General features: G+C 26.9%; 19 protein-coding genes, 1 tRNA gene and 1 other RNA gene. 2 read left to right on the forward strand and 19 right to left on the reverse strand.

The genetic code is table 4. The annotated features are described in order from the left end of the window. Positions 1-7: 7 nt before the first annotated feature. The 10 genes from JS510_RS00745 to JS510_RS00790 all read right to left on the reverse strand — a co-directional run bounded on the left by JS510_RS00745 (position 8) and on the right by JS510_RS00790 (position 9,457). Entirely contained in the window at positions 8-1,096 is a 1,089-nt protein-coding gene (locus JS510_RS00745; RefSeq protein WP_205517475.1) for an ABC transporter permease subunit, read from the reverse strand. Next, positions 1,089-2,027, reverse strand: coding sequence for an ABC transporter permease subunit (locus tag JS510_RS00750; RefSeq protein ID WP_205517476.1), 939 nt, complete (start codon positions 2,025-2,027; stop codon positions 1,089-1,091). Before JS510_RS00750 ends, JS510_RS00745 begins: the two co-directional genes overlap by 8 nt. Positions 2,028-2,055: 28 nt before the next feature. Next, positions 2,056-2,328, reverse strand: a complete 273-nt coding sequence (locus JS510_RS00755) for an HPr family phosphocarrier protein (RefSeq protein WP_205517477.1) — start codon at positions 2,326-2,328, stop codon at positions 2,056-2,058. Positions 2,329-2,563: 235 nt separating this feature from the next. Next, positions 2,564-3,778, reverse strand: a complete 1,215-nt coding sequence (locus tag JS510_RS00760; RefSeq protein ID WP_205517478.1) for an arginine deiminase family protein — start codon at positions 3,776-3,778, stop codon at positions 2,564-2,566. Between the two features lie 129 nt (positions 3,779-3,907). After that, on the reverse strand, positions 3,908-4,108 hold the full coding sequence (gene rpmF, locus JS510_RS00765) for a 50S ribosomal protein L32 (protein ID WP_205517479.1): 201 nt from the start codon (positions 4,106-4,108) through the stop codon (positions 3,908-3,910). A gap of 173 nt (positions 4,109-4,281) precedes the next feature. Then, positions 4,282-6,162, reverse strand: a complete 1,881-nt coding sequence (locus JS510_RS00770) for a hypothetical protein (RefSeq protein ID WP_223656061.1) — start codon at positions 6,160-6,162, stop codon at positions 4,282-4,284. Further along, positions 6,146-7,042 carry an ABC transporter permease gene (locus JS510_RS00775; protein ID WP_205517480.1) on the reverse strand — a complete coding sequence of 299 codons (897 nt, stop codon included), beginning with the start codon at positions 7,040-7,042 and terminating at the stop codon, positions 6,146-6,148. Before JS510_RS00775 ends, JS510_RS00770 begins: the two co-directional genes overlap by 17 nt. After that, entirely contained in the window at positions 7,035-7,877 is an 843-nt protein-coding gene (locus tag JS510_RS00780; protein WP_205517646.1) for an ABC transporter permease, read from the reverse strand. The genes JS510_RS00775 and JS510_RS00780 overlap by 8 nt, the downstream gene beginning before the upstream one ends. After that, positions 7,861-9,270, reverse strand: a complete 1,410-nt coding sequence (locus JS510_RS00785; RefSeq protein WP_205517481.1) for an ABC transporter ATP-binding protein — start codon at positions 9,268-9,270, stop codon at positions 7,861-7,863. The genes JS510_RS00780 and JS510_RS00785 overlap by 17 nt, the downstream gene beginning before the upstream one ends. Before the next feature lie 31 nt (positions 9,271-9,301). Then, positions 9,302-9,457, reverse strand: coding sequence for a hypothetical protein (locus JS510_RS00790; RefSeq protein ID WP_205517482.1), 156 nt, complete (start codon positions 9,455-9,457; stop codon positions 9,302-9,304). A gap of 100 nt (positions 9,458-9,557) precedes the next feature. Here JS510_RS00790 and pepF point away from each other — a divergent pair, with 100 nt between their 5' ends. Beyond that, positions 9,558-11,381, forward strand: coding sequence for an oligoendopeptidase F (gene pepF, locus JS510_RS00795; RefSeq protein WP_205517483.1), 1,824 nt, complete (start codon positions 9,558-9,560; stop codon positions 11,379-11,381). Positions 11,382-11,529: 148 nt separating this feature from the next. Here pepF and JS510_RS00800 read toward each other — a convergent pair whose 3' ends face one another. Next, complete coding sequence (locus JS510_RS00800) at positions 11,530-12,867, reverse strand: hexose phosphate transporter (protein WP_205517647.1); 1,338 nt, start codon at positions 12,865-12,867, stop codon at positions 11,530-11,532. 419 nt (positions 12,868-13,286) lie between these two features. Here JS510_RS00800 and JS510_RS00805 point away from each other — a divergent pair, with 419 nt between their 5' ends. Further along, a complete protein-coding gene (locus JS510_RS00805) occupies positions 13,287-14,339 on the forward strand; it encodes a zinc-dependent alcohol dehydrogenase family protein (protein ID WP_223659095.1) in 1,053 nt (350 codons plus the stop codon). Between the two features lie 104 nt (positions 14,340-14,443). Here the strand turns inward: JS510_RS00805 and JS510_RS00810 are convergent, their stop codons facing one another. The 8 genes from JS510_RS00810 to msrB form a co-directional block, all read right to left on the reverse strand. Further along, positions 14,444-15,331, reverse strand: a complete 888-nt coding sequence (locus tag JS510_RS00810; protein ID WP_205517484.1) for a UTP--glucose-1-phosphate uridylyltransferase — start codon at positions 15,329-15,331, stop codon at positions 14,444-14,446. Between the two features lie 125 nt (positions 15,332-15,456). Beyond that, a tRNA-Ile gene (locus JS510_RS00815) sits at positions 15,457-15,533 on the reverse strand. A gap of 58 nt (positions 15,534-15,591) precedes the next feature. After that, on the reverse strand, positions 15,592-15,996 hold the full coding sequence (gene rpsI, locus JS510_RS00820) for a 30S ribosomal protein S9 (protein ID WP_205517485.1): 405 nt from the start codon (positions 15,994-15,996) through the stop codon (positions 15,592-15,594). A 1-nt stretch (position 15,997) separates the two neighbouring features. Then, positions 15,998-16,432 (reverse strand): 50S ribosomal protein L13, encoded by a 435-nt coding sequence (rplM, locus tag JS510_RS00825; RefSeq protein WP_205517486.1) that lies wholly within the window; start codon positions 16,430-16,432, stop codon positions 15,998-16,000. Between the two features lie 202 nt (positions 16,433-16,634). Next, an RNA gene (rnpB, locus tag JS510_RS00830) (RNase P RNA component class B) lies at positions 16,635-16,908 on the reverse strand. Between the two features lie 13 nt (positions 16,909-16,921). Further along, positions 16,922-17,890, reverse strand: a complete 969-nt coding sequence (gene holA, locus JS510_RS00835; protein WP_205517487.1) for a DNA polymerase III subunit delta — start codon at positions 17,888-17,890, stop codon at positions 16,922-16,924. 52 nt (positions 17,891-17,942) lie between these two features. Continuing rightward, positions 17,943-18,779: a DNA-binding protein WhiA gene (gene whiA / locus JS510_RS00840; protein ID WP_205517488.1), complete on the reverse strand. Its 837-nt coding sequence runs from the start codon at positions 18,777-18,779 to the stop codon at positions 17,943-17,945. Between the two features lie 92 nt (positions 18,780-18,871). Next, the gene (gene msrB / locus JS510_RS00845; RefSeq protein ID WP_205517489.1) at positions 18,872-19,801 is read right to left on the reverse strand and encodes a peptide-methionine (R)-S-oxide reductase MsrB; all 930 of its coding nucleotides are present in this window, start codon (positions 19,799-19,801) and stop codon (positions 18,872-18,874) included. Between the last annotated feature and the right edge of the window lie 85 nt (positions 19,802-19,886).

Below are 19,886 nucleotides of genomic sequence, written 5' to 3' on the forward strand. Positions count from 1 at the left end.
TTCCTTTCTATTGGCCAATTACAGAGGCTTGATAAAGCGATAAACTAAACAATTTAAATGAAATAATTAATGTACTTGTGAAAATTGATACAAATAAAATATAACTTTTATTATTTAAGTCTGCTATTATGTCATTGAAGACAGCACCAATATTCAAATTTTGATCTATATTTTTAACTTTAAGAAATGCTAATGAACCTAAAACAAGAATGTTTAATGACAAATTATCGGCAAAAATAGTGATATTTAGCCATAAATTTTCACGAAAAATAACATTGAATAGTATTCATTTTTGACTAGCGCCAGAAGCTATATAGGCATAAATATAATCTTTGTTTTTGAGATTTAATGTGTTTGAGTAAGAAATATAAAAAAAGTTTACTGATCCAAAAAAACTAAAAATCACAATAGCATTCAGGTGACTATAGCCAAAAGCATTGAATAATATCAAACAAATAATTAAGAATGGGAAAATATTTAATGCGCTAAAGATACTATAGCCAACTTTACCAAAATTTTTTCGAGAATAAAATCCTATGACTGTTCCTATAAATGTACCTAATAATCATTGAATTAAAATTGCTAATAATGATATACCTATTGATATACTTAAAGAATGTATGTAAAATACAAATCTGTCTATTTTATTGGCATTTGTGCCAAAAAATAAAACATATTTTTTTCCAGAAATTGCCTCTATAAAAGCATAAGGATTATATTCTACTATTTTAATATCAGAACTAGGGGTTATTTTATTAATTATTTGATATTGCGGTTTCAACTCATGAGTTTTTTGAATTAACTTAAATAGTTCATCATCATATTCAAATCTTTTTGAAATTATTGGGTTGTTATAATTTGGAAGTGAAACTGCTAGTTCACTGTCAAAAACAGGTTTAGAAGCTGAATAACCTTGAAAAATCGTAATTATTTGCATGATAATTAATGAAAGAACAACTCCAAGAAAAAGCCCTAGCCATAATCAATTAATTTTAGAATTAAAAAATCTTTTTATGTACAATGAAAAAGGACTTTTATAGTTTGAAATTGGCGCAAGAGGTGATCTTTTTTTAGCTAATGAAAAATTATTATTCATCTGTCAACTCCTGTTTTTTACTTCTGTATAAAATTTTGTATGAGAAGTTATAGTTATTATCTACTTTTAATACGTCATATATAACTTCACAGAAGAATGAAATAACCAAAATGGTTAATACTTTGAAAAAAATTAAGCACATTATTACGTTTATTTCACCAGAGTTAAATATAGACATAAATATTAGACTTTGACCTGGTATTTGGAATATTCTTTCAAGAATTAATGCAAAACTTATAATAATAATAAGCAATGAATTCAATTTATTTATAGTATCTATGATCAAATTTTTAAATATTGATTTTCAAAAAATAGATGCTGAGCTTTGTCCATTAGCTTTTTGAATATTAATAAAATCTTTCCTTAGTATATTAACTGTTGCGTTTTTGACAATAACAGCAAAAAAAGAAACAGATGTTATTAATAATATTGATATAGGGAGCAATAAAGATAAGAACATGTATCCAGTGTTTAAAACATTAGGCGTTACAAAATTAACTGGAATGTCATTTACTTCTGCTAGTAGAAGCATAAGGGGAGCAATAATAAAAGCAGGAATTGACGCAATTATAAAAATTATTAAACTTATTACAGCATCGGACAATTTACCATTTTTGTATGCCAAAAATACTCCAGTTAAATAACCTAATAATAGTGAAAGTGAAAAAGCAATTGTTTCAAATAATAAGCTATATTTAAAGTAATAAAAGAAATAATCTTGAGCATTAGAAAATGAAGAAGAATTGTATATTTCTCCAAATCCAGTGAAAATAGAGCCAATAAAGTAAAAATAATTGACAATTAAAGGCTTATCATTCAAATTTTTGTCAGCTAATAATGGAGCTAATATTATGTAAAATAAAGTTAAAATAAGAAAAACACCTAAAAAGGTGAATGATATTTTTTTGGCTAAATATTTATAAAAGTTCATTGTAGTTCCTCTCTACAATGACGAGCTACTATTCAGAAATTTTGTTTTCTACAAGTGATTTTTCAATACTTGCCGCAGCGATTTCTTCATCATCGCCGTTAAATTTAATTGTTACACTATCACCTTTTTTAACCCCAAGTGTTAAAACATTCATTAGTGATTTTAAATTTGCAGTACGATTTGATCTATCGTTTGTAATTAGTATGTCACATTTGTATTTTGAAGCTTCAGCTGTTATAAAACTTGCTGGTCTTGCATGTAATCCAATAGGATCGATAATTGTAACGTGTAATTCTTTCATAGTTAATACTCCATCTTGTAAAATTTACTTATAAATAAGTAATATAATAAATTAATTATACATAAAATAATAATATTCCTTAATTCTAATAAGTAAAAAACAAAACTTTGTATGAAATTTTTTTACAGTTCTTCATGCGAACATAAATAAAAAATTCAAAAAGCAAAAATCAATTGCTTTTTGAATTATAAGAATTTATATATCAAGTTTATTTATAGATCAATATGCTTTCGAATTATTTTATATCTTCTCTTAGAAGGGGCATTGACATACATCTTGCAGAACCCATACCTAGTGATAACTGATTTCCATCCAGAGGCAAAACCTTAACTTTTGCTTTTTTAAGAGCTTTTTCGGTAAGATAGTTTCTTGAATATCCAATAACAACACTTGGGGCAATAGCTAAATAATTTGAGCCATCAAAGTGAGTTTCAATATCAATTTCCAATTGACTAGCATTATGCCCTGCAATAGGAATTAATATAGGTTTTTTGCCAATTATTAATTCAAGAATTTCTTGCAAAGAACCATCGATTTCTTTCCACTCTATAATTTCTTTTTTTAAGTCAATTTCTCAAACTTTTAGAACTGATAACATGTTAGGAGAATACAAGAATTTATTACTATCTATCATAGTTATTCATGTGTCTAAGTGCATTAAATTTGGCATTGCTGGCACATTTATTGCAAAAATTTTTTCAAACTTAGCTTCTTTATTTTCTTTAATTTTTTTAGCAATAACATTTATTGCTTCCTTGTTGGTTCTTTCACTAACACCAATTACTAACGTTTTAGAGTTATAGACAAAAACATCACCACCTTCAATTTTTCCAATATCATCTCGGTTAAAAAAACGAGGAGTTGAAGAGTACTTGGGATTATTATCAAATATAAATTCAGAAAAAAGAGTTTCTCTCTGTCTCACAACATATTTCATATGATGTAGTGCTATTCCATTTCCAATTGATGCAAAAGGATCTCTTGTGAAATACAAATTAGGCATTGGGTCTATTATTAAATCTCTATCGCATTCAACATTAATTTCACGTTTATGGATTCCTGCCATCATAGTTTTTATCATTTTCTTTATAGATACTTTTTCTATTTTACTAAGATAGTTTTTAATAATTGGTCTAAACCTTGATTTTAATTTTGGTTCAGATTCATTAAGTCATCTTTCAATAAACAACTCTCTATTTTTTTTAGAAGAAATTTTATATGTTTGTGCAACTAAGTCAGTAAGTTGTATAACTTTAACACCATTATTTTTTAAAATTTTGCAAAAGTTTTTATGTTCTGAAATTGCTGTATTTGGTTCTAAAATAGCCGAAAAAAGCAATTCATCAAGTCTATTTGGAGATATTCTTCTTATTTCATCTCCAGGCGTATGAACCAAAACTTCTTTCAACTTAGTATATTCACTATAGACATTGATTTTACTCTTGTTCATTTTTACCTCTTTTGTGTTTTTTATATTTTAAAAAAATAAACAAAAAAAATAAGTATTTTGAAATATTTAAGAGTATTTTTTTAAAAAAAATAAAAAACTGGGAACCCAGTTTTTATTAATTTTTATTATTTATTGACTACGCAAGTCTAAACTTCTATATCCTTCAACTTTTTTGCCTTTATAAAATCCACAAAATGCGCAAACACGGTGTTGTTGTATCATTTGTGAACAATTTTTGCAAGAAATTAGGTTTTGAATTGTTAACGCGTCATGTGTACGTCTTTTATGTTTACGTTGCTTAGAAGTTTTACGCTTTGGAACAACAGCCATCTGATTCCTCCTTGTTCAATCCTATATTGTATATTGAATTAAAAATAGTATTTAAATTATAAAGCAAAAATTAATTTATAAAAATATATATTTAATTATTTATTTTGAAAAATTAAAAGTTAAATTATTTTTTAATTTTAAATTTAAAACATTATATTTTTAAAAATAAATATTTAATTTTTTAATTTTGAATCATAATAAATATTAATTTTTGTTTGTATTCTATTAGATACAGGTGCGATTGCAAGATGTTTGACGTGGTATTTAAAAGGTTTTATTTCTTTTAAATCTTTGTCATTTGGATTATTTGGGTTTGGTTTAAAACCAATAAAATCATATTCTTCATCAATTTTGTAAAGATTTGTAGCATATGCTCTCTGATATTCAACAAATTCATCACTAAAACCAGGATATAATTTTTCAAATGCTTCTTTAGAAAATTCATTTTCTAAAATATATTGGTAGAAGTTTTTGAATGCTGGAGTATATCTAATAAAGTCATAATTTAAGTATGCACCAATTTCTTTATTGGTATCATCTTTTTCTTTTTCAGTTCCTTGACTATCAATAAGTTTTGAAACTTTTTCTTTCCACTCACTAACTTCTTTATCAACACCAGCATAAAATGTTTTGCTAGCTATTTCAAGCAATTTTTCAACAACATCATCTTTGGTATCAGAAGCAATTATTAAACCATCAACAAGTAATAGGTTTATAGAAGGCCTAATAAATCTTATTGCCCCATCAGGAGTATCTGAATTTAAAATATTATCTCTTGCATAAAATGCATCTAAAGCATCTCCATTATAAATAATACCAACATTAGTATTTTTTTCTGGATCAATTAATGTATTTAGCAATTCTTGTCCATTTCCAGATGTTTTAACATGCTTAGTATTTTTTATATCATAACTTGTTCCATCTTTAAACATTTTGACGAATTGATCTATTAAAGCAGGATATATGTCAGTTTCAACTTTTCTATTTGTTATGTTTGTTTCTTCAATAACAACAGCTTTTCCAGTAGGTTCCGGTTCATATCTACCTGATTTTGTATTAAGTCTATATGAAGAACCATAAATCATATTATCTCTTACTGCATCCGTGTATTCAAAATAATGAAATGAATCTGTTTCATTATTTTGACCAAAAGGATTTCTCATTAACTTTAGAGCATCAATCATAGGTATATGTTTTTGAATTTTACCTTCTTGATTCTCTTTGAAATTTTTATTTTCATCATTAACTATTTCAATAATTTTTTTATTAATTTGATGTTCAAGACCACTATGTACTTTTCTAAAATATGGGTTGACACCTTCTTCATATTTTTTTAAGTATTCTGGAAGTTCATTAGGTTTTTCAGGATCAGGCTCAGGCAAGTTTTGACCAGGACTCTTGTAATAATTTTTATATTTATCAAGTTTTAATGGGTTATAAGCTATAACCATATCTTGTGAAAAGTATGGAATGAAATAGTCATATAAATGTATTTTTTTTGGATCATCATCAAGCAAATCTTTTTGTTTTTTGTTTTCTATTATTTTGCCAAATTCGTCATAAACAGGTAGATCTTCAAAATATTTATCATATGATTCGAGATGTTCCAAGACTAACTTTGTATAGTTATTTTTTAAGTTTTCTTTTCTTGATAATTCTGAATTTCATTTTCCTTTAAAGATTGTTTTAAAGTCTTTGTCGGTAAATTTTCTTAAATGTGATTTTCCAATATTTTCATTGATAATCAACTTTGCTGCTTGGTTGTCACTACCTATACCACCAGCTGCTTTATGAGTTAAAATTGCTTGAGTAAAGTCATTAAGAACCGAGAATTCCTTATATTCAAAGTTTTTACTAAGTTTATTAATTGAATATTCGTTCATATATGACTGATAGTTTCAGAAAACAGGCTTAAATTTAAAATGTGTGTACTTAATTGAAATTGCTGTACTTACACCGATAACTGAAGCTAATGCAATAGAGCTATATAAAATTTTTTTGGAAAATATTGATTTTTTAGAGCCTTTTTTACTTTTATTATTTTTCAGAGACATAGTTACCTCCGAGATTTATAATGTTAGTTTTTATCATAGATTCTTCATCATTGTTATCTTTTTGAAGTTTTTTAATTTTAGAATTATATTTTTTAATTTTTATAGTTTTATAGCAAATGTAAATGATATTTGATACAAGCACAATAATTAATAGAGTTGCACCAATTACAAGCCCTCATGATCTAAATTCACCTTCATATAGTTTTGTCCCAAGTGTAGATGTATTTGAAACAGTACGCATAATAATAAAGTCGTCAAAACTTAAGAAAGCAGCAACTAATGCAGTGAAAATACTTGAAGGAAGCATATGAATAAAATAAGTCTTAAATCAAGCTCTTATTTTGTTGTATCCTAAGTCTTGAGCAGCTTCTAGTAAGGAAGCATTAAATTTTTCATTTCTTGGGAACATCAATGTTATTCCATATGGTAGCGCCATAATTGTGTGCCCAACAATACCTCTGATAAGACCTTCTTTACTATTTGAAAGAGTGCCAAACATAAGTGTAAATAACAAAGCGAGTCCTATTGCTGTTATATTATCTGGATTTATCAATGGAATATTATTTGAACCTAGTACAGCTTTAGTAACTCTTTTATTTTTTTGATTTCAAAGTCCATAACATGTTATTAGTGAGATAAGAACAACAAAAATCGAAACAAAAAAAGCTACAATAACTGAGTTAAGAAGTGCAGATTCTCTACCGTTTTCAAGGGCCGTTTTTCAGTTGTCTAATGTAAAGCCATTTCAACTTGTTCTGATAAATCCTTTTGTGCTTGGCTGATTGAAACTAAATACTACAGCAAAGAATAAAGGAATGTAAAAAATTAATAATATTAAATGAATATAAATGCCTTTTAGTCAACCAAAAAATTTATTCATATTTTTTTACCCCTCTTGTTTTTCTTATCATTAATTTTGGAAGGAAATTTATAAGTGAATATGTTCCTATAAAAATTACTGATACTACTATAACTAAGTTTGTTCCGGCAGCCACTTCAAATTGGTTTGAAGGGTTTGTATAAGAATTAATTACTGCTCCAATTGTTTGTAATTGTGATCCATCAGGTAATAATTTATCACTTATAACAAATGTTGTTGCACTAGCTAAAAATATAATCCCGAGTCCACTTATTATAGCTTTTGAACTATATGGAACAATAATTTTAAACATAGTTTTAATTGGTCCATATCCAAGATCATTAGATGCTTCAATAATATTATTTGGCATATCTCTAAAAACAGAGTAAAGGGGCATGACCATATATGGAAGATTTAAGTAAGTTAAACCAAAAATCATAAATCATAAAGCATTTAAGTTATTTTCAGTAGAAACAATACTTAGAAAGAAACCTCTAATTGCATAAATTTTTGCAATTGTAAAAATTATTAGCGGGCTGAACATAAGGCTTAAAGCATAAATTGGCATAATTTTACTTTTTGCTCTAGCTACAAAAAATGAATATGGAAAAGCAATTAGTAAGCATATAAATGCAGAAGCAACACCAATAACTAAGCTTCTAAAAATTTTAACTCATGTTTTTTGATCTTTAACTAACTCTAAAGAATCAAAGTTTGGATTAGTTATATTTGAAAATGCATTTACAAAAATTAATACTATAGGTAAAACAACTAATAGAAGTAAAATTGAGAAATAAGGAGTTAAAAATAAAATTCTTTTATTTAAATGGTTTTTAAAACTAGTTCTTGAATTCATCACTTTTGTAGTCCCATTTTTTATCCTTATTCATTATGTGAATACTATCAATTGTTCAACTAAGGTCTACAATATCACCAATGTCAAATTTTTTAGCTGTTTCAACGTAAATAATTGCTCTATTATCAAGTAGTACTTTTAAATAGTAATAGCTGCCTCTGTAAGCTATATCAGTAATAGATCCACGAAGTTTTTCTTTGCTCTTTTTTCCGATTTTAACTTTTTTATTGGTTTCTTCGTCAACTATCATTATGTCAATATCTTCGGGTCTAATAAGAACATCAACCTCTTGTAAATCTTTAAATTCATCTTCATCATGTACAGTTTTGAATTTTTTTCCAAAGAATTCAACTGTACAATCTTTAGCATTGAATATACCATTATAAATATTTGAATCTCCAATAAATGAAGCTACTCATTTATTAACTGGGTAGTCATAAATATTTTTTGGAGTGTCATATTGTTCAATTTTACCATCACGCATAATAGCGACCATGTCTGATAACTCAAGTGCTTCATCTTGATCATGTGTAACAAAAATAAATGTAAGACCTAATTGTTGTTGTAAAGTTCTAAGTAAAACTTGCATTTTTTGTCTAATTTTAGCATCTAAAGCACTTAATGGTTCATCAAGTAAAAGAATGCTTGGCTCAATTATTAAGCTTCTAGCTAGTGCAACTCTCTGTCTCATACCACCTGAAAGTTCGTTAATAGCTTTTTTCTCGCTGCCTTCTAAACCAACAAGTTTTACATATTCCTTAACTAAATTATTAATTTCATATTTTGTTAATTTTCTTTTTAAATATTTATTTTCAAACTTTTCTGTTTGTAAGCTTACATAGTTTTCTCAATATGAATAATTAAAGTCTGACTTATCAAGTCACTTTTGTCTTTTCTTATAAGAGATTGTATTTGGTTTAAGATTTTGCATTTCATCAATATATTGATCTTGCAATTTGTCAAGTTTTTCCATTTCTTTATTAGCTAATTCTTGTCATTTTTTTTGTTTTTGAATTAGTATATTTTCAAATTTTGGATTAATAACATCCTTAGGAACTCTCTTAAGGGGCAAACCAAATTTGATGTTACCTTCAACATCTAAATGATTAAAAAGAGCATAATCTTGAAAAATTGTTGACAAATCTCTTTTATATGGAGGTAAGTCTTTGATATCAAGGCCATTAAATTTAATCTCTCCACGGGTAGCTTTTTCAAAACCTGCTATAAGTCTTAAAATTGTAGTCTTGCCACTACCAGAAGGTCCTAAAAGGGTTACAAAGTTTCCTTTTGCAATATTTAAATTAACATTATCTAGTACTTTTTTGCCGTCAAATTCTTTAACTATGTCAATTAGTTCAATAATGTCGTTATTTTTTTCTTTCTTTTGTATCATAGTTCTCCTTTTTTGTATTTTAATTATTAATTTAGTAATTAAACAATTCAAATTGGGAGGCTGTTCCATATAAATTTTGTGAATATTCAGTAACAAAAAAAGATAATGATGGATTAATGTCCTCATTGAAATTTAACATGATATATTTAAATGTTTTTCTACTCAATTCAAAATCTTTTTTGTTCATAATATAATGATAAATTTTATATAAAAAATTTTTAAAATTAATAATTTTATTTTTCTATAATAATTACTTATAAATATTAATTTATATGTGGGGTTTTAGCATGAAGCAATATCCAAATTATGAAAGTGTGGAAGACAAGTATAAATGAGACATTGAAGCTATACTTGATGGAAAAAGTTTTGATAGTTTACTAAAAGAATATGAAGAATTAATGATGCTTAGTGTAGAAATTAAAGATTCTAAATATGAAAGTTTAGAAAACTTTATTGAAGGTTTAAAATTAGGTGAAAAAATAGGAATTATTAGTAATAAATTAAGTAATTATATAAGCAATAAGTCAAATATAAATTTGGTTGATAGTCAAATTCAGGAACTCGGGCTAAAGTTTGACAATATAAATGAAAAAATAAATAATTTAATGGGTTCAGAAACTAATAGAATTTTTGCAAATAAGGACAAAATTTTACTATGAATTAATGATAAAAGACTTTTTACATATAGAAGAGGTCTTCTTGATATTATTGATTCATTTAAATATAAATTGTCTGACCAAGTTGAAGAATTTATTAGTAAAAGTGCTTTTGGTGAAATAAATTTAGAAGAAATTTTTAGCATAATTACAGACTCTGAACAAAAATATGATAAAGTTTGCGATTCTAAAAAAAGAAAACACAATTTAGACCCTATTTCATTTAATAGATTAGTTAAATCAAATGATGCGTATTTGCGTAAAAATGCTGTTTTAAAGTATAAAAATGCAAAATTACAACACAAAGAATCGCTTGCTTCAATGCTTGTGCAAAATTTTAAAAATATATCTGTAAATAGTAAAATAAGAGGTTTCAAAAGTTCTATTGATGCATTGATATATGAGGATAAAATTAATCAGGAAGTATTAAAAAATCTATTTTTTAATGTATCTAATACAAAAAACATAATTTCAAAATATAGAAAAAAATACAAATATGCCTATGAAAAAAGGTTCAAAGAAAAATATAGGCCTAAGTATGACTCTTATAGAAATATAGTTAAAATCAAAAATACTTTTACAGTTGAAGAAGCCAAAAACATAGTATTAGAAGCTTTAAAGCCCCTTGGTAAAGATTACATAGATCAGGTTAAAAAAGCATTTAATGAAAAATGAATAGATTTCATGAGCGTTAAAAACAAATTATCCGGAGCTTATTCTATTGGCGGAACTTATGGCATAGAAAAAAAGTATATTTTGTTGAATTTTGATGGAGAATTAGACTCAATTAATGCCTTAGTCCATGAACTAGGGCATTCAATGCATTCTTATTATTCTGATAAAAACAATGATTATCATAATGCATCATATCCGATAATTTTGGCGGAAATAGCATCAATTTTTAATGAAATTTTACTTAATGATTATTTGATAAAAAATGCTAAAAATGATAAAGAAAAGTTTTATATTTTAAGTCAATCTATTGATAATTTTATTGGCACAGTAATTACCCAAACAATGTGAGCTAATTATGAATATAATTTGTACAATAAAATTGATGATAATATGGTTGCATCTAATTATGATTCTGTGGCTAAAATTTATTATGATACAATGAAACCTTATTTTAAAAAAATTAAAAAATACAATAAAGATGATCAAATAGCTTCTGTAACAATCCCTCATTTTTATATGGGTTTTTATGTTCATAAATATGCAATAGGCTATCTTGTCGCGTGTTATTTCTATTCTATGTATAAAAAAACTGGTGTAAATTATTTAGAAAAATATATTGAAATGTTTTTAAGCGCTGGCGGAAGTGATTATCCTCTTGAAATTTTGAAAAAAATGGATATCGATTTAATGTCTAATGCATTTTATGATAATGCATTTGATTACTTAAATTCTCAAGTTAATGAATGATCTAAAATTGTAGATAAAATTTTTAAAAAATAACCAAACATTACAAAATATAAAAAACGTATAGCTCTATTTATGAGGCATATACGTTTTTTTACTATAAGTTTTATATAAAAAAAAGTTCAAATGCATTTATTGTTTGTATGCCTTGAACTTGTGATTTTAGGAAATAATAATTTCTGTTTTAAGCGTCATTTTTAGATTTTGATCATGGAAATGTTTTTGCTTCAGGATCTGGTTCTTTAAGCATAAATACACCAATAAGAGATAATAATGATGAAACAACTAAAATTACGAACATGATTATGTATATATATTGTTTATCATTACCTGCTATTAAAGGAATTAGTGATATTGTAATAAGAGATAATGTATAGAATATAAAACCAAGACCTCAAATTAAACTAAACATTCATCCTATAGCTTTAACGTCTCTACCTTTGTATTCGTGTGGGGTATTTAACATAACACCTTGAATACCTCATAAGCATAATCCAGATAAGAAACCTAAAATATAGAAAAATACACGCGAAGCAGTATCTCCTTTAGCAACACCATATGCATATGTAAGCATTGACAAGACATATAGAACAATTCCTGTTGTAAGCATTGTGCCAATGTATCATTTACGTTTTAAATGATACCTTGATCATAAACCAACAGTAAGAGGAGCAATAAATACTGGTATTAAGAATGAAAGATATCATTCATTAATAATATGTCTACCACCTCCTGCAATGTTTCCAACATGAGTTGCTATTCCTGGAAAAATAGTATGTGATAAAGCTGTTGGTAAAACTACAGCACATAGTCATCCACCATATAAAAGGACTCATGAATAAGTTGCTTTTTTTCTAAGATATTGACCAAGAATTTTGAAACCATTTTGTTGTGGTTGATTGTTGGTGTTCTCTTGTTTTACTGGAACATCAAATCTAGATCCAAATAATATCATTACCAATAATGGCAATGCATTTAAAGCTGCTAAAATAGTTAATATTCATTGTCATTTATCCATTATGAATATTTTAGTACTATCAGTGTGTGGTAAATAGTGAGCAACAACATATGGAAATACTGAAATAATTATACCTAATGGATAGAATCAAATACCAAATTGTGAAACTACTGATTTTTGCTTCTTATTGAAGAAATTAGACACTACAGGTTGAGTTAATATAATCATCATAGTGCCACCTATGGCCATAAATGTTCTTAATATTAAGAATAATACATATCCTCAATTTTCTCCTGGAAGAAATTGAGCTGGGATTCCAAATAATGTTAAACTAAGGGCAATAATGGTTGTATATTTGTGGAACAATTTAGCTAGCAATAATGCAACAGCTACAGAACCAATACCACGACCAATAGTTATAGCTCAATTTGTTGCTTGGTTAACAAATTGAAAACTTTTAATTGTGCCATTTATCTTAAAATATTCTAAATATCCGCCCGTTGTAGAACCAACGCCATTACCAGCAAGGTATCCACCAAAACCTCAGTTAGCAATAAATAATAAATAAGCTATTGATATAAATAATCAAATAAAAATACCATAAGCAAATTTATTTTTTTGGAATTTATCAATATAAGATTCCTTTGTTTGCAAATTTAACCTCCTTATAAATAAAAAATATTCTTTAATTATAATGGATTAATGGAATTTGTTAAAAAATGGAAATGTTTTTCTATATTATTATCAAATTTTTAACATTTTAAAAAAATTGTTTTTTTAACCAAAACAATAAAACAAAAATTTTGGCAATAATATAAAATGGCTGGCTTAGTATAAGCAATAAATATATTTTTTATACAAAAAATATATGTTTTTTGTTAATATAAATGTAGGCAAATAAAATTGCCATTTTTAATCAAAATTATTAGTATTAATTAAGATTAATTCAAAATTTGTATTATAAATAATAAAGAGGTACATATATGAAAATGAAAGCTTTAGTTTATCATGGAGAACATAATATTGCTCTTGAAATGGTAGATAAGCCAGTTATTCAAAAACCAACTGACGCTATTGTTAGAATTACAAGAACAACAATTTGTGGAACTGATTTAGGTATTTATAAGGGTAAAAATCCGGAAGTTGCTGATGGAAGAATTTTAGGACATGAAGGTATTGGTGTTGTTGAAGAAATTGGCTCAAGTGTTTCAAACGTTAAAGTTGGAGACAAGGTTTTAGTAGGGTGTGTAACACCATGCGGAAAATGTGATAATTGTAGAAGACAACTTTATTCACATTGTAGAGAACAAGAAGGCGGATGAAAATTTGGTTACATGATTGATGGTACACAAGCAGAATTTGTTAGAGTTCCATTTGCTGACAATAGCTTGTATAAATATCCAGAAACAATTTCTGATGAGGTAGCTGTTATGCTATCAGATGCATTACCAACAGGGCATGAAATTGGTGTTCAATATGGAAATGTCGCTCCAGGTAAATCAGTTGCTATTGTTGGTGCAGGACCTGTTGGTATGGGTGCCTTATTGACAGCACAATTATACTCACCTGCACAAATTATTGTTATAGACTTTGATGCAAACCGATTAGAAATGGCTAAACAATTAGGTGCAACACACACATTAGTTCCAGATGCAGCATTGTATGATAAAATACAAGAAATTGTTGGAACAGATGGTGTTGATGTTGCTATAGAAGCTGTTGGTATACCACAGACATGAGATACATGCCAAAAAATTGTTAAGGCTGGTGGTAACATTTCTGTTGTTGGCGTTCACGGCAAAAAAGTTGATTTCAACGTTCAAGATTTATGAATTAAAAATATTACTGTTACAACAGGACTTGTTAACACAAATACACTTCCAATGTTAATTAATGCAGTGTCTACTGGAAAATTACCTGTCTCAGGTTTAATTACACATAAATTTAATCTTTCTGATATGATGAAAGCATATGACACTTTCTTAAATGCTTCAGATAATGAAGCTATGAAAATTTTCATTGATGCTACAAAATAAGATAAATAATAACTATTAAAAAACTTGCGTTTTAATGCGAGTTTTTTATATTTTAAAAAATAAAACGAACTATTTTCTTATTAAAAAAGTTCGCTTTATTATAATTATTTGCTTTTTATGTATTCATCTATTTTATAGCCTATTTCATTATTTTCAAGAGCATAATCGATGTTTGCCTTTACAAAGCCTTCAATTGAGCCTAGATCATATCTAGTGCCTTCAAATTCAAAAGCATATATTTTTTGATTATATTTATTCATTAAATCATTGAAAGCATCAACAACTTGGATTTCATCTTTTCCATTGTATTCAATCTTGCTTAAAATATCTAAAATTTCTGGATTAAATACATATCTTCCCAGAATAGCTTTATTACTTGGAGCATCTTCAAGCTTAGGTTTTTCTACTGCACCATTTATTTCAAAATATTTATTATCTTTTTGATTTTTATCAATAGGATTTACTATGCCATATTTATGTACATATTCATTTGCAACAGATTGAACACCTAAAATGTTTGATCCTGTTTCATTATAAAATTCAATTAATTGTTTGATTGCTGGTGTTTTTGATTTAATTAAGTCGTCCCCAAGAATTACAGCAAAAGGTTCATTTTCGATAGCTTCTTTAGCTACTGACAAAGCATGACCCAATCCATTTTGCTCATGCTGGATAACAACTTTAATAAGATTAGGTATGTTTGTTGACTTGACAGTATCTAGAAGAGATTTTTTATTTTTGGATTTTAATTCTTCCTCAAGAGATTGATTAACATTGAAGAAATTTGCTATGTCTTTTTTTCTTTCGCTTATAATTAAAATAACTTCTTCAATTCCTGCTTCAATAGCTTCTTTAACTAAATAATCAATAATTGGTCTATCTAATATAGGAACTAGTTCCTTATGTACAGTTTTCGTTAATGGTAAAAATCTTGTTCCTCAACCTGCAGCAGGAATGATTAACTTTCTAACTTTTCTTACTTCTTTATTCATAATTTTAATTATATATTTTTTACATAATTTTTTTTACTTAATTTACTAATAAACCTATTTTGTGGCGTAATAAATAAAAAAAATAAGCTATTGAAATAGCTTAATTAGACACTTATAAAGTGAAATGGTGCGAACGAATGGACTTGAACCATCGACCTCACGATTATCAGTCGTGTGCTCTAACCAGCTGAGCTACGCTCGCATAATTTTCGCCTTAATTATTATATTAGGCGAAATGAAACATTTAATATTTTTACAAATTAACGTTTTGAGAATTGACGTGCACGACGCGCTTTGTTTAAACCAGGTTTTTTACGTTCAACACTACGTGCATCACGAGTTAACATACCTGCAGGTTTTAATTTAGCTCTGTATGTATCACTTGCTAATAATAAAGCTCTTGCAATACCTAAGCGAATAGCTCCTGCTTGTCCTTTAAGACCACCACCACGAACGTTAACAATAATGTCGAATTGACCTTTTGTTTCTGTTAAAACTAATGGTTGTTCAGCATCTTGAATGTGTAAGTCTGATAATAAATATGCTTTTGCTTCTCTTTGGTTGATGATAAATTTACCATTACCAGGTCTCAAAATAACTCTTGCTGTTGAAGATTTACGACGACCAAGTCCACGATATTCAATTGTTTGATTTGTCTTAGCCATATTATCTTACCTCAAGCCTTTCTGGTTTTTGTGCAGCATATTTGTGTTCAGGTCCAGCAACTATAAATAAATTTTTACGTTGTTTGTTACCAAGTTTTGTGTGTGGCAACATACCATATATTGCTTTTTGAACAATAGCAGTTGGTTTCTTAACTCTTAATTTAGCAGCTGTGATGCTTTTAAGACCGCCAGGATATCCTGAGTGGTGGTAGTAAATTTTGTTTTCTTCTTTTTTAGCTGTTAAGATAGCTTTTTCAGCATTAATAATAATAACATAATCACCCATGTCAGCGTTTGGTGTGAATGTAGGCTTTGTCTTACCTCTTAAAACAGAAGCCACAAAAGCAGCTAGGCGACCAACAACTTGACCTTCAGCATCAACAACGTATCACTTTTTGTTTGCTTTTTCGCGATTAACGATTGTAGTTTGTCTCATGTGAATTCTCCTTTTCTTTGTTAACTTGCAATAAATAGCTTTTTTATTATAATGGAAAAATAATTTTTAAATAGCAAATTAATTATTTTTTAACTAATACTTGATTAATCTGATTTAAAAATAAATATATAAAAAATATTATCAAATTTTTATAAAAAAATAACAAATAATAAAAAAATGCTTGTTTGCACAAACATTTTGCATCTATAAGCCACGTTCTGTACCATAAATGGCGCTAACAATTTATCTAATCAAGTAAATTTGATTCTTTTTTTAAGATTCATTTATCTTTTAAAAGTTCCCCTACCAAAATTTGGGTTTCTAGCTCATGGAGTTTACCGCGTTTCACAATTCTCGTCTCTGTGGCACTAGTCGTCTAAGCCTGATTTTATTGGAATCAGCATGAACACTACAATCATCTCAGATTGTGCTAGCGTGGACTTTCCTCTACGTTAATGTAGCTGTTAGCCAATGCAATATTATTATAAACTACTTGAAATATTTAATTAAAAATCTTTCAAATCCGATTTTGTCATTTACTTTGCCGTTTTTTATTTCTTGGTCTAGCGACGATAAAGACTTAATCATTTTCTTAATTTTTATTATTCCTATTTTGTTTAAAAATGAAGAAATTTTCTTTATTCTATAATTATTTATATTTAACTCTTTAGCTAGCTTGTCTAGACCTTCATTAGTTATTTTGTATGCATAAATTTGATGAGCAAGTATAAAAACTTGACTAATTTGACCGATTAAAAGCGATATTTCTGCTCCCTCAATCATTTTTTCATTATATTTTGTTCAAATCAAAGCTAAGTCATTAGATTCAAGTGAATTTACAAATCCAAATTGATCTTCATTATTATAATATTCACTAACACTTTCAAAAATGATTTCGCTATCTATGATCTTCCCTTGCATGGATAGTTTTTTAATTTCTTGTTCTATTATTAATAAATCATTAGGAGTTTTATCGATTAAAGCATTTATTGCATTATCATCCATATTAACTTTATATTTGCTTGCAAGAGATTTTATAATCACAAAAATATCCTTTTTGCTTATGCTTTTTGCTTCAATCATCTTTGTACTATGCCCTTTGTCTTCAAAAATAAATTTTGTGAAGCTATTTGCACTTATTTTATTTTTGTCTGATATTTCTTTGTTTATAAAGACATAAGTATCATTGCTTTGTATTTTAAGAGCTTTAATTATTTCATATGAATAAAATTCATCTTCCTTTGATAGTTTTTTTAGTTCAAAAAATGGAAAATCGTAAACTAAAAATAACCTTGCTCTATTAAATATATCACTAGAGCTTATTACATGGGTAAATTCATCAATTGAAGCTCCATCAGAAAATCTGAAAATTTCAAAATTTTTGTCACCATTTTTGTTTTTAATTTTTTCAATTTCATTTTCTATTAGAAACTCTTCATCTCCATAAATAAAAATCATATTTTTATTATAAATGATTAAAATACAAGAACAAATATTTGCAAAAAAGTAGCTATTGTTTAGCTACTTTATGATTGTTCACTATTGTGTCTAATTTTTTTAATCAGTGATGTATTCCACTTTTTGAAATATTTGATAAGTTCTTTTGATTATATAGAAAAGCTAATGCGCTTAAACTTTCATTGCTATTTTCAAGCATTAAATTAAACAAATCAAGCTGTTTTATAGTAAAAAATGATAAAAGATTGTTCTCTTTAATATAGTTAATATTTTCTAAATTATGCTTGTTGGCTTTGATTGTTTTTTCTATGTTTGAAGCATCAATATTTTTTAATCTATTGTGACTATTGTGAAAATCTCTACTTATTGTATTGTCTATAAAGTTAAAAAATGATGTTGTAACACTAATCGCTTTTAAAAAATCACTTATTTTTTCATGTTTTTTAATGTAAATTAGTATTTTGCTGTTGTGTTTAATTTTTATGAAATTAAAATTATATTCGTTCAATTTATTAAGCATTATATTAATAAATTTTTCATAATTTGAGCTAATTTGAAGATGATATGATGAAAGTGAAAGATTACTAATTGATCCGCCACCAACAAATGTTCCTTGAAAAAATGACGAAGGGTATAAAAATTTTTCTTCTAAATCTATTGACTCTTTTTTAATTTTAATTATAGATTTATTATTAATTACTGTTATTCCAATTTTATCAATTACCTTTAAAATAGTGTTTTTAGTAATTTTGTCGTGGATTCTTAAATTAATTGTATTATCAGAAATTATTCCTTTTGCATAAATAAAACCTCTTAGAAATTCAAGTGCGTCTTCATTATTTCTTCTTTTAGAAAGAATTTCTTGTTTAATTTGTTTAGTAAAATTCATAACGCCTCTCCTTTCTTAAGTTTTTATTAATTATAAATAAAAAACACAAGTTGCACATGGCGATTCGGTTTTAATATGCAAAATTTAATAATTTATTTAACAAATTTTTTATATTCACCATAACCTCTTATATCCATTTCATCAAATGGTATAAATTCAAGAGCTGCTCCATTTATACAATAGCGCAAGCCCCCCATTTCTTTAGGTCCATCATTAAAAACATGACCTAAATGATGATTTCCTTCTCCAGAACGCACCTCAGTTCTCAGCATTTTATGAGATGTATCTTCTAGATATTTAACACTTTGTTTAGTGATTGGTTCTGAAAAACTTGGTCAACCACAACCTGAATTGAATTTTGAAGTAGATGAAAATAGCACTTCTCCAGTAATTTTTTCAATATAAATACCTTTTCTATATTCATTGTTTAATTCTGATGTGTGTGGATATTCGGTAGCAGAATTAGTTAAAACATTGTAACTTAAATTATCCAAAGAGGCTATTTTACGGGCTTTTTTAACTAATTCAATTTCTTTTTTAGTTAGTTCATAATTTACATTTAGATTGATATGACAATAACCATTTGGATTTTTTTCTAAATAATTTTGGTGATATTCTTCTGCAGGTATAAAGTGTTTTAATTTTTCTAATTCAACATAAAATTCTTTGTAATTTTTCTTAACTAAATTAAAAATTATTTCTATAAATATTTCATCTGAATTATTTTCAAAATAAACACCAGTTCTGTATTGTATGCCAACATCGTTGCCTTGTTTGTTTTTAGAATCGGGATGTATTAATCTAAAAAAATGAACAAGTAATTCTTCAATTGTAATGATGTTATCATCATATGTAACTTTAACAGTTTCAGCATGTTTAGAATTTTTTAAATTCATATATGTTGCATTTGTATCTATTCCATTAGCATATCCGCTTTCAGCATCAATAACACCATTTACGCGTGAAAAATATGCCTCAATTCCTCAAAAGCAGCCACCAGCAAGATAAATTTTTTTAATCATTCCTCCCCCTCTTTTTTTATTTTTTGTAATTTGAATCATTTTATTAAAAAAATAAAAAATACATAGTTTTTACCTATGTATTTGC

The organism is Mycoplasma tauri (assembly GCF_016925555.1).
Lineage (GTDB): Bacteria > Bacillota_I > Bacilli_A > Mycoplasmatales > Metamycoplasmataceae > Mycoplasmopsis > Mycoplasmopsis tauri.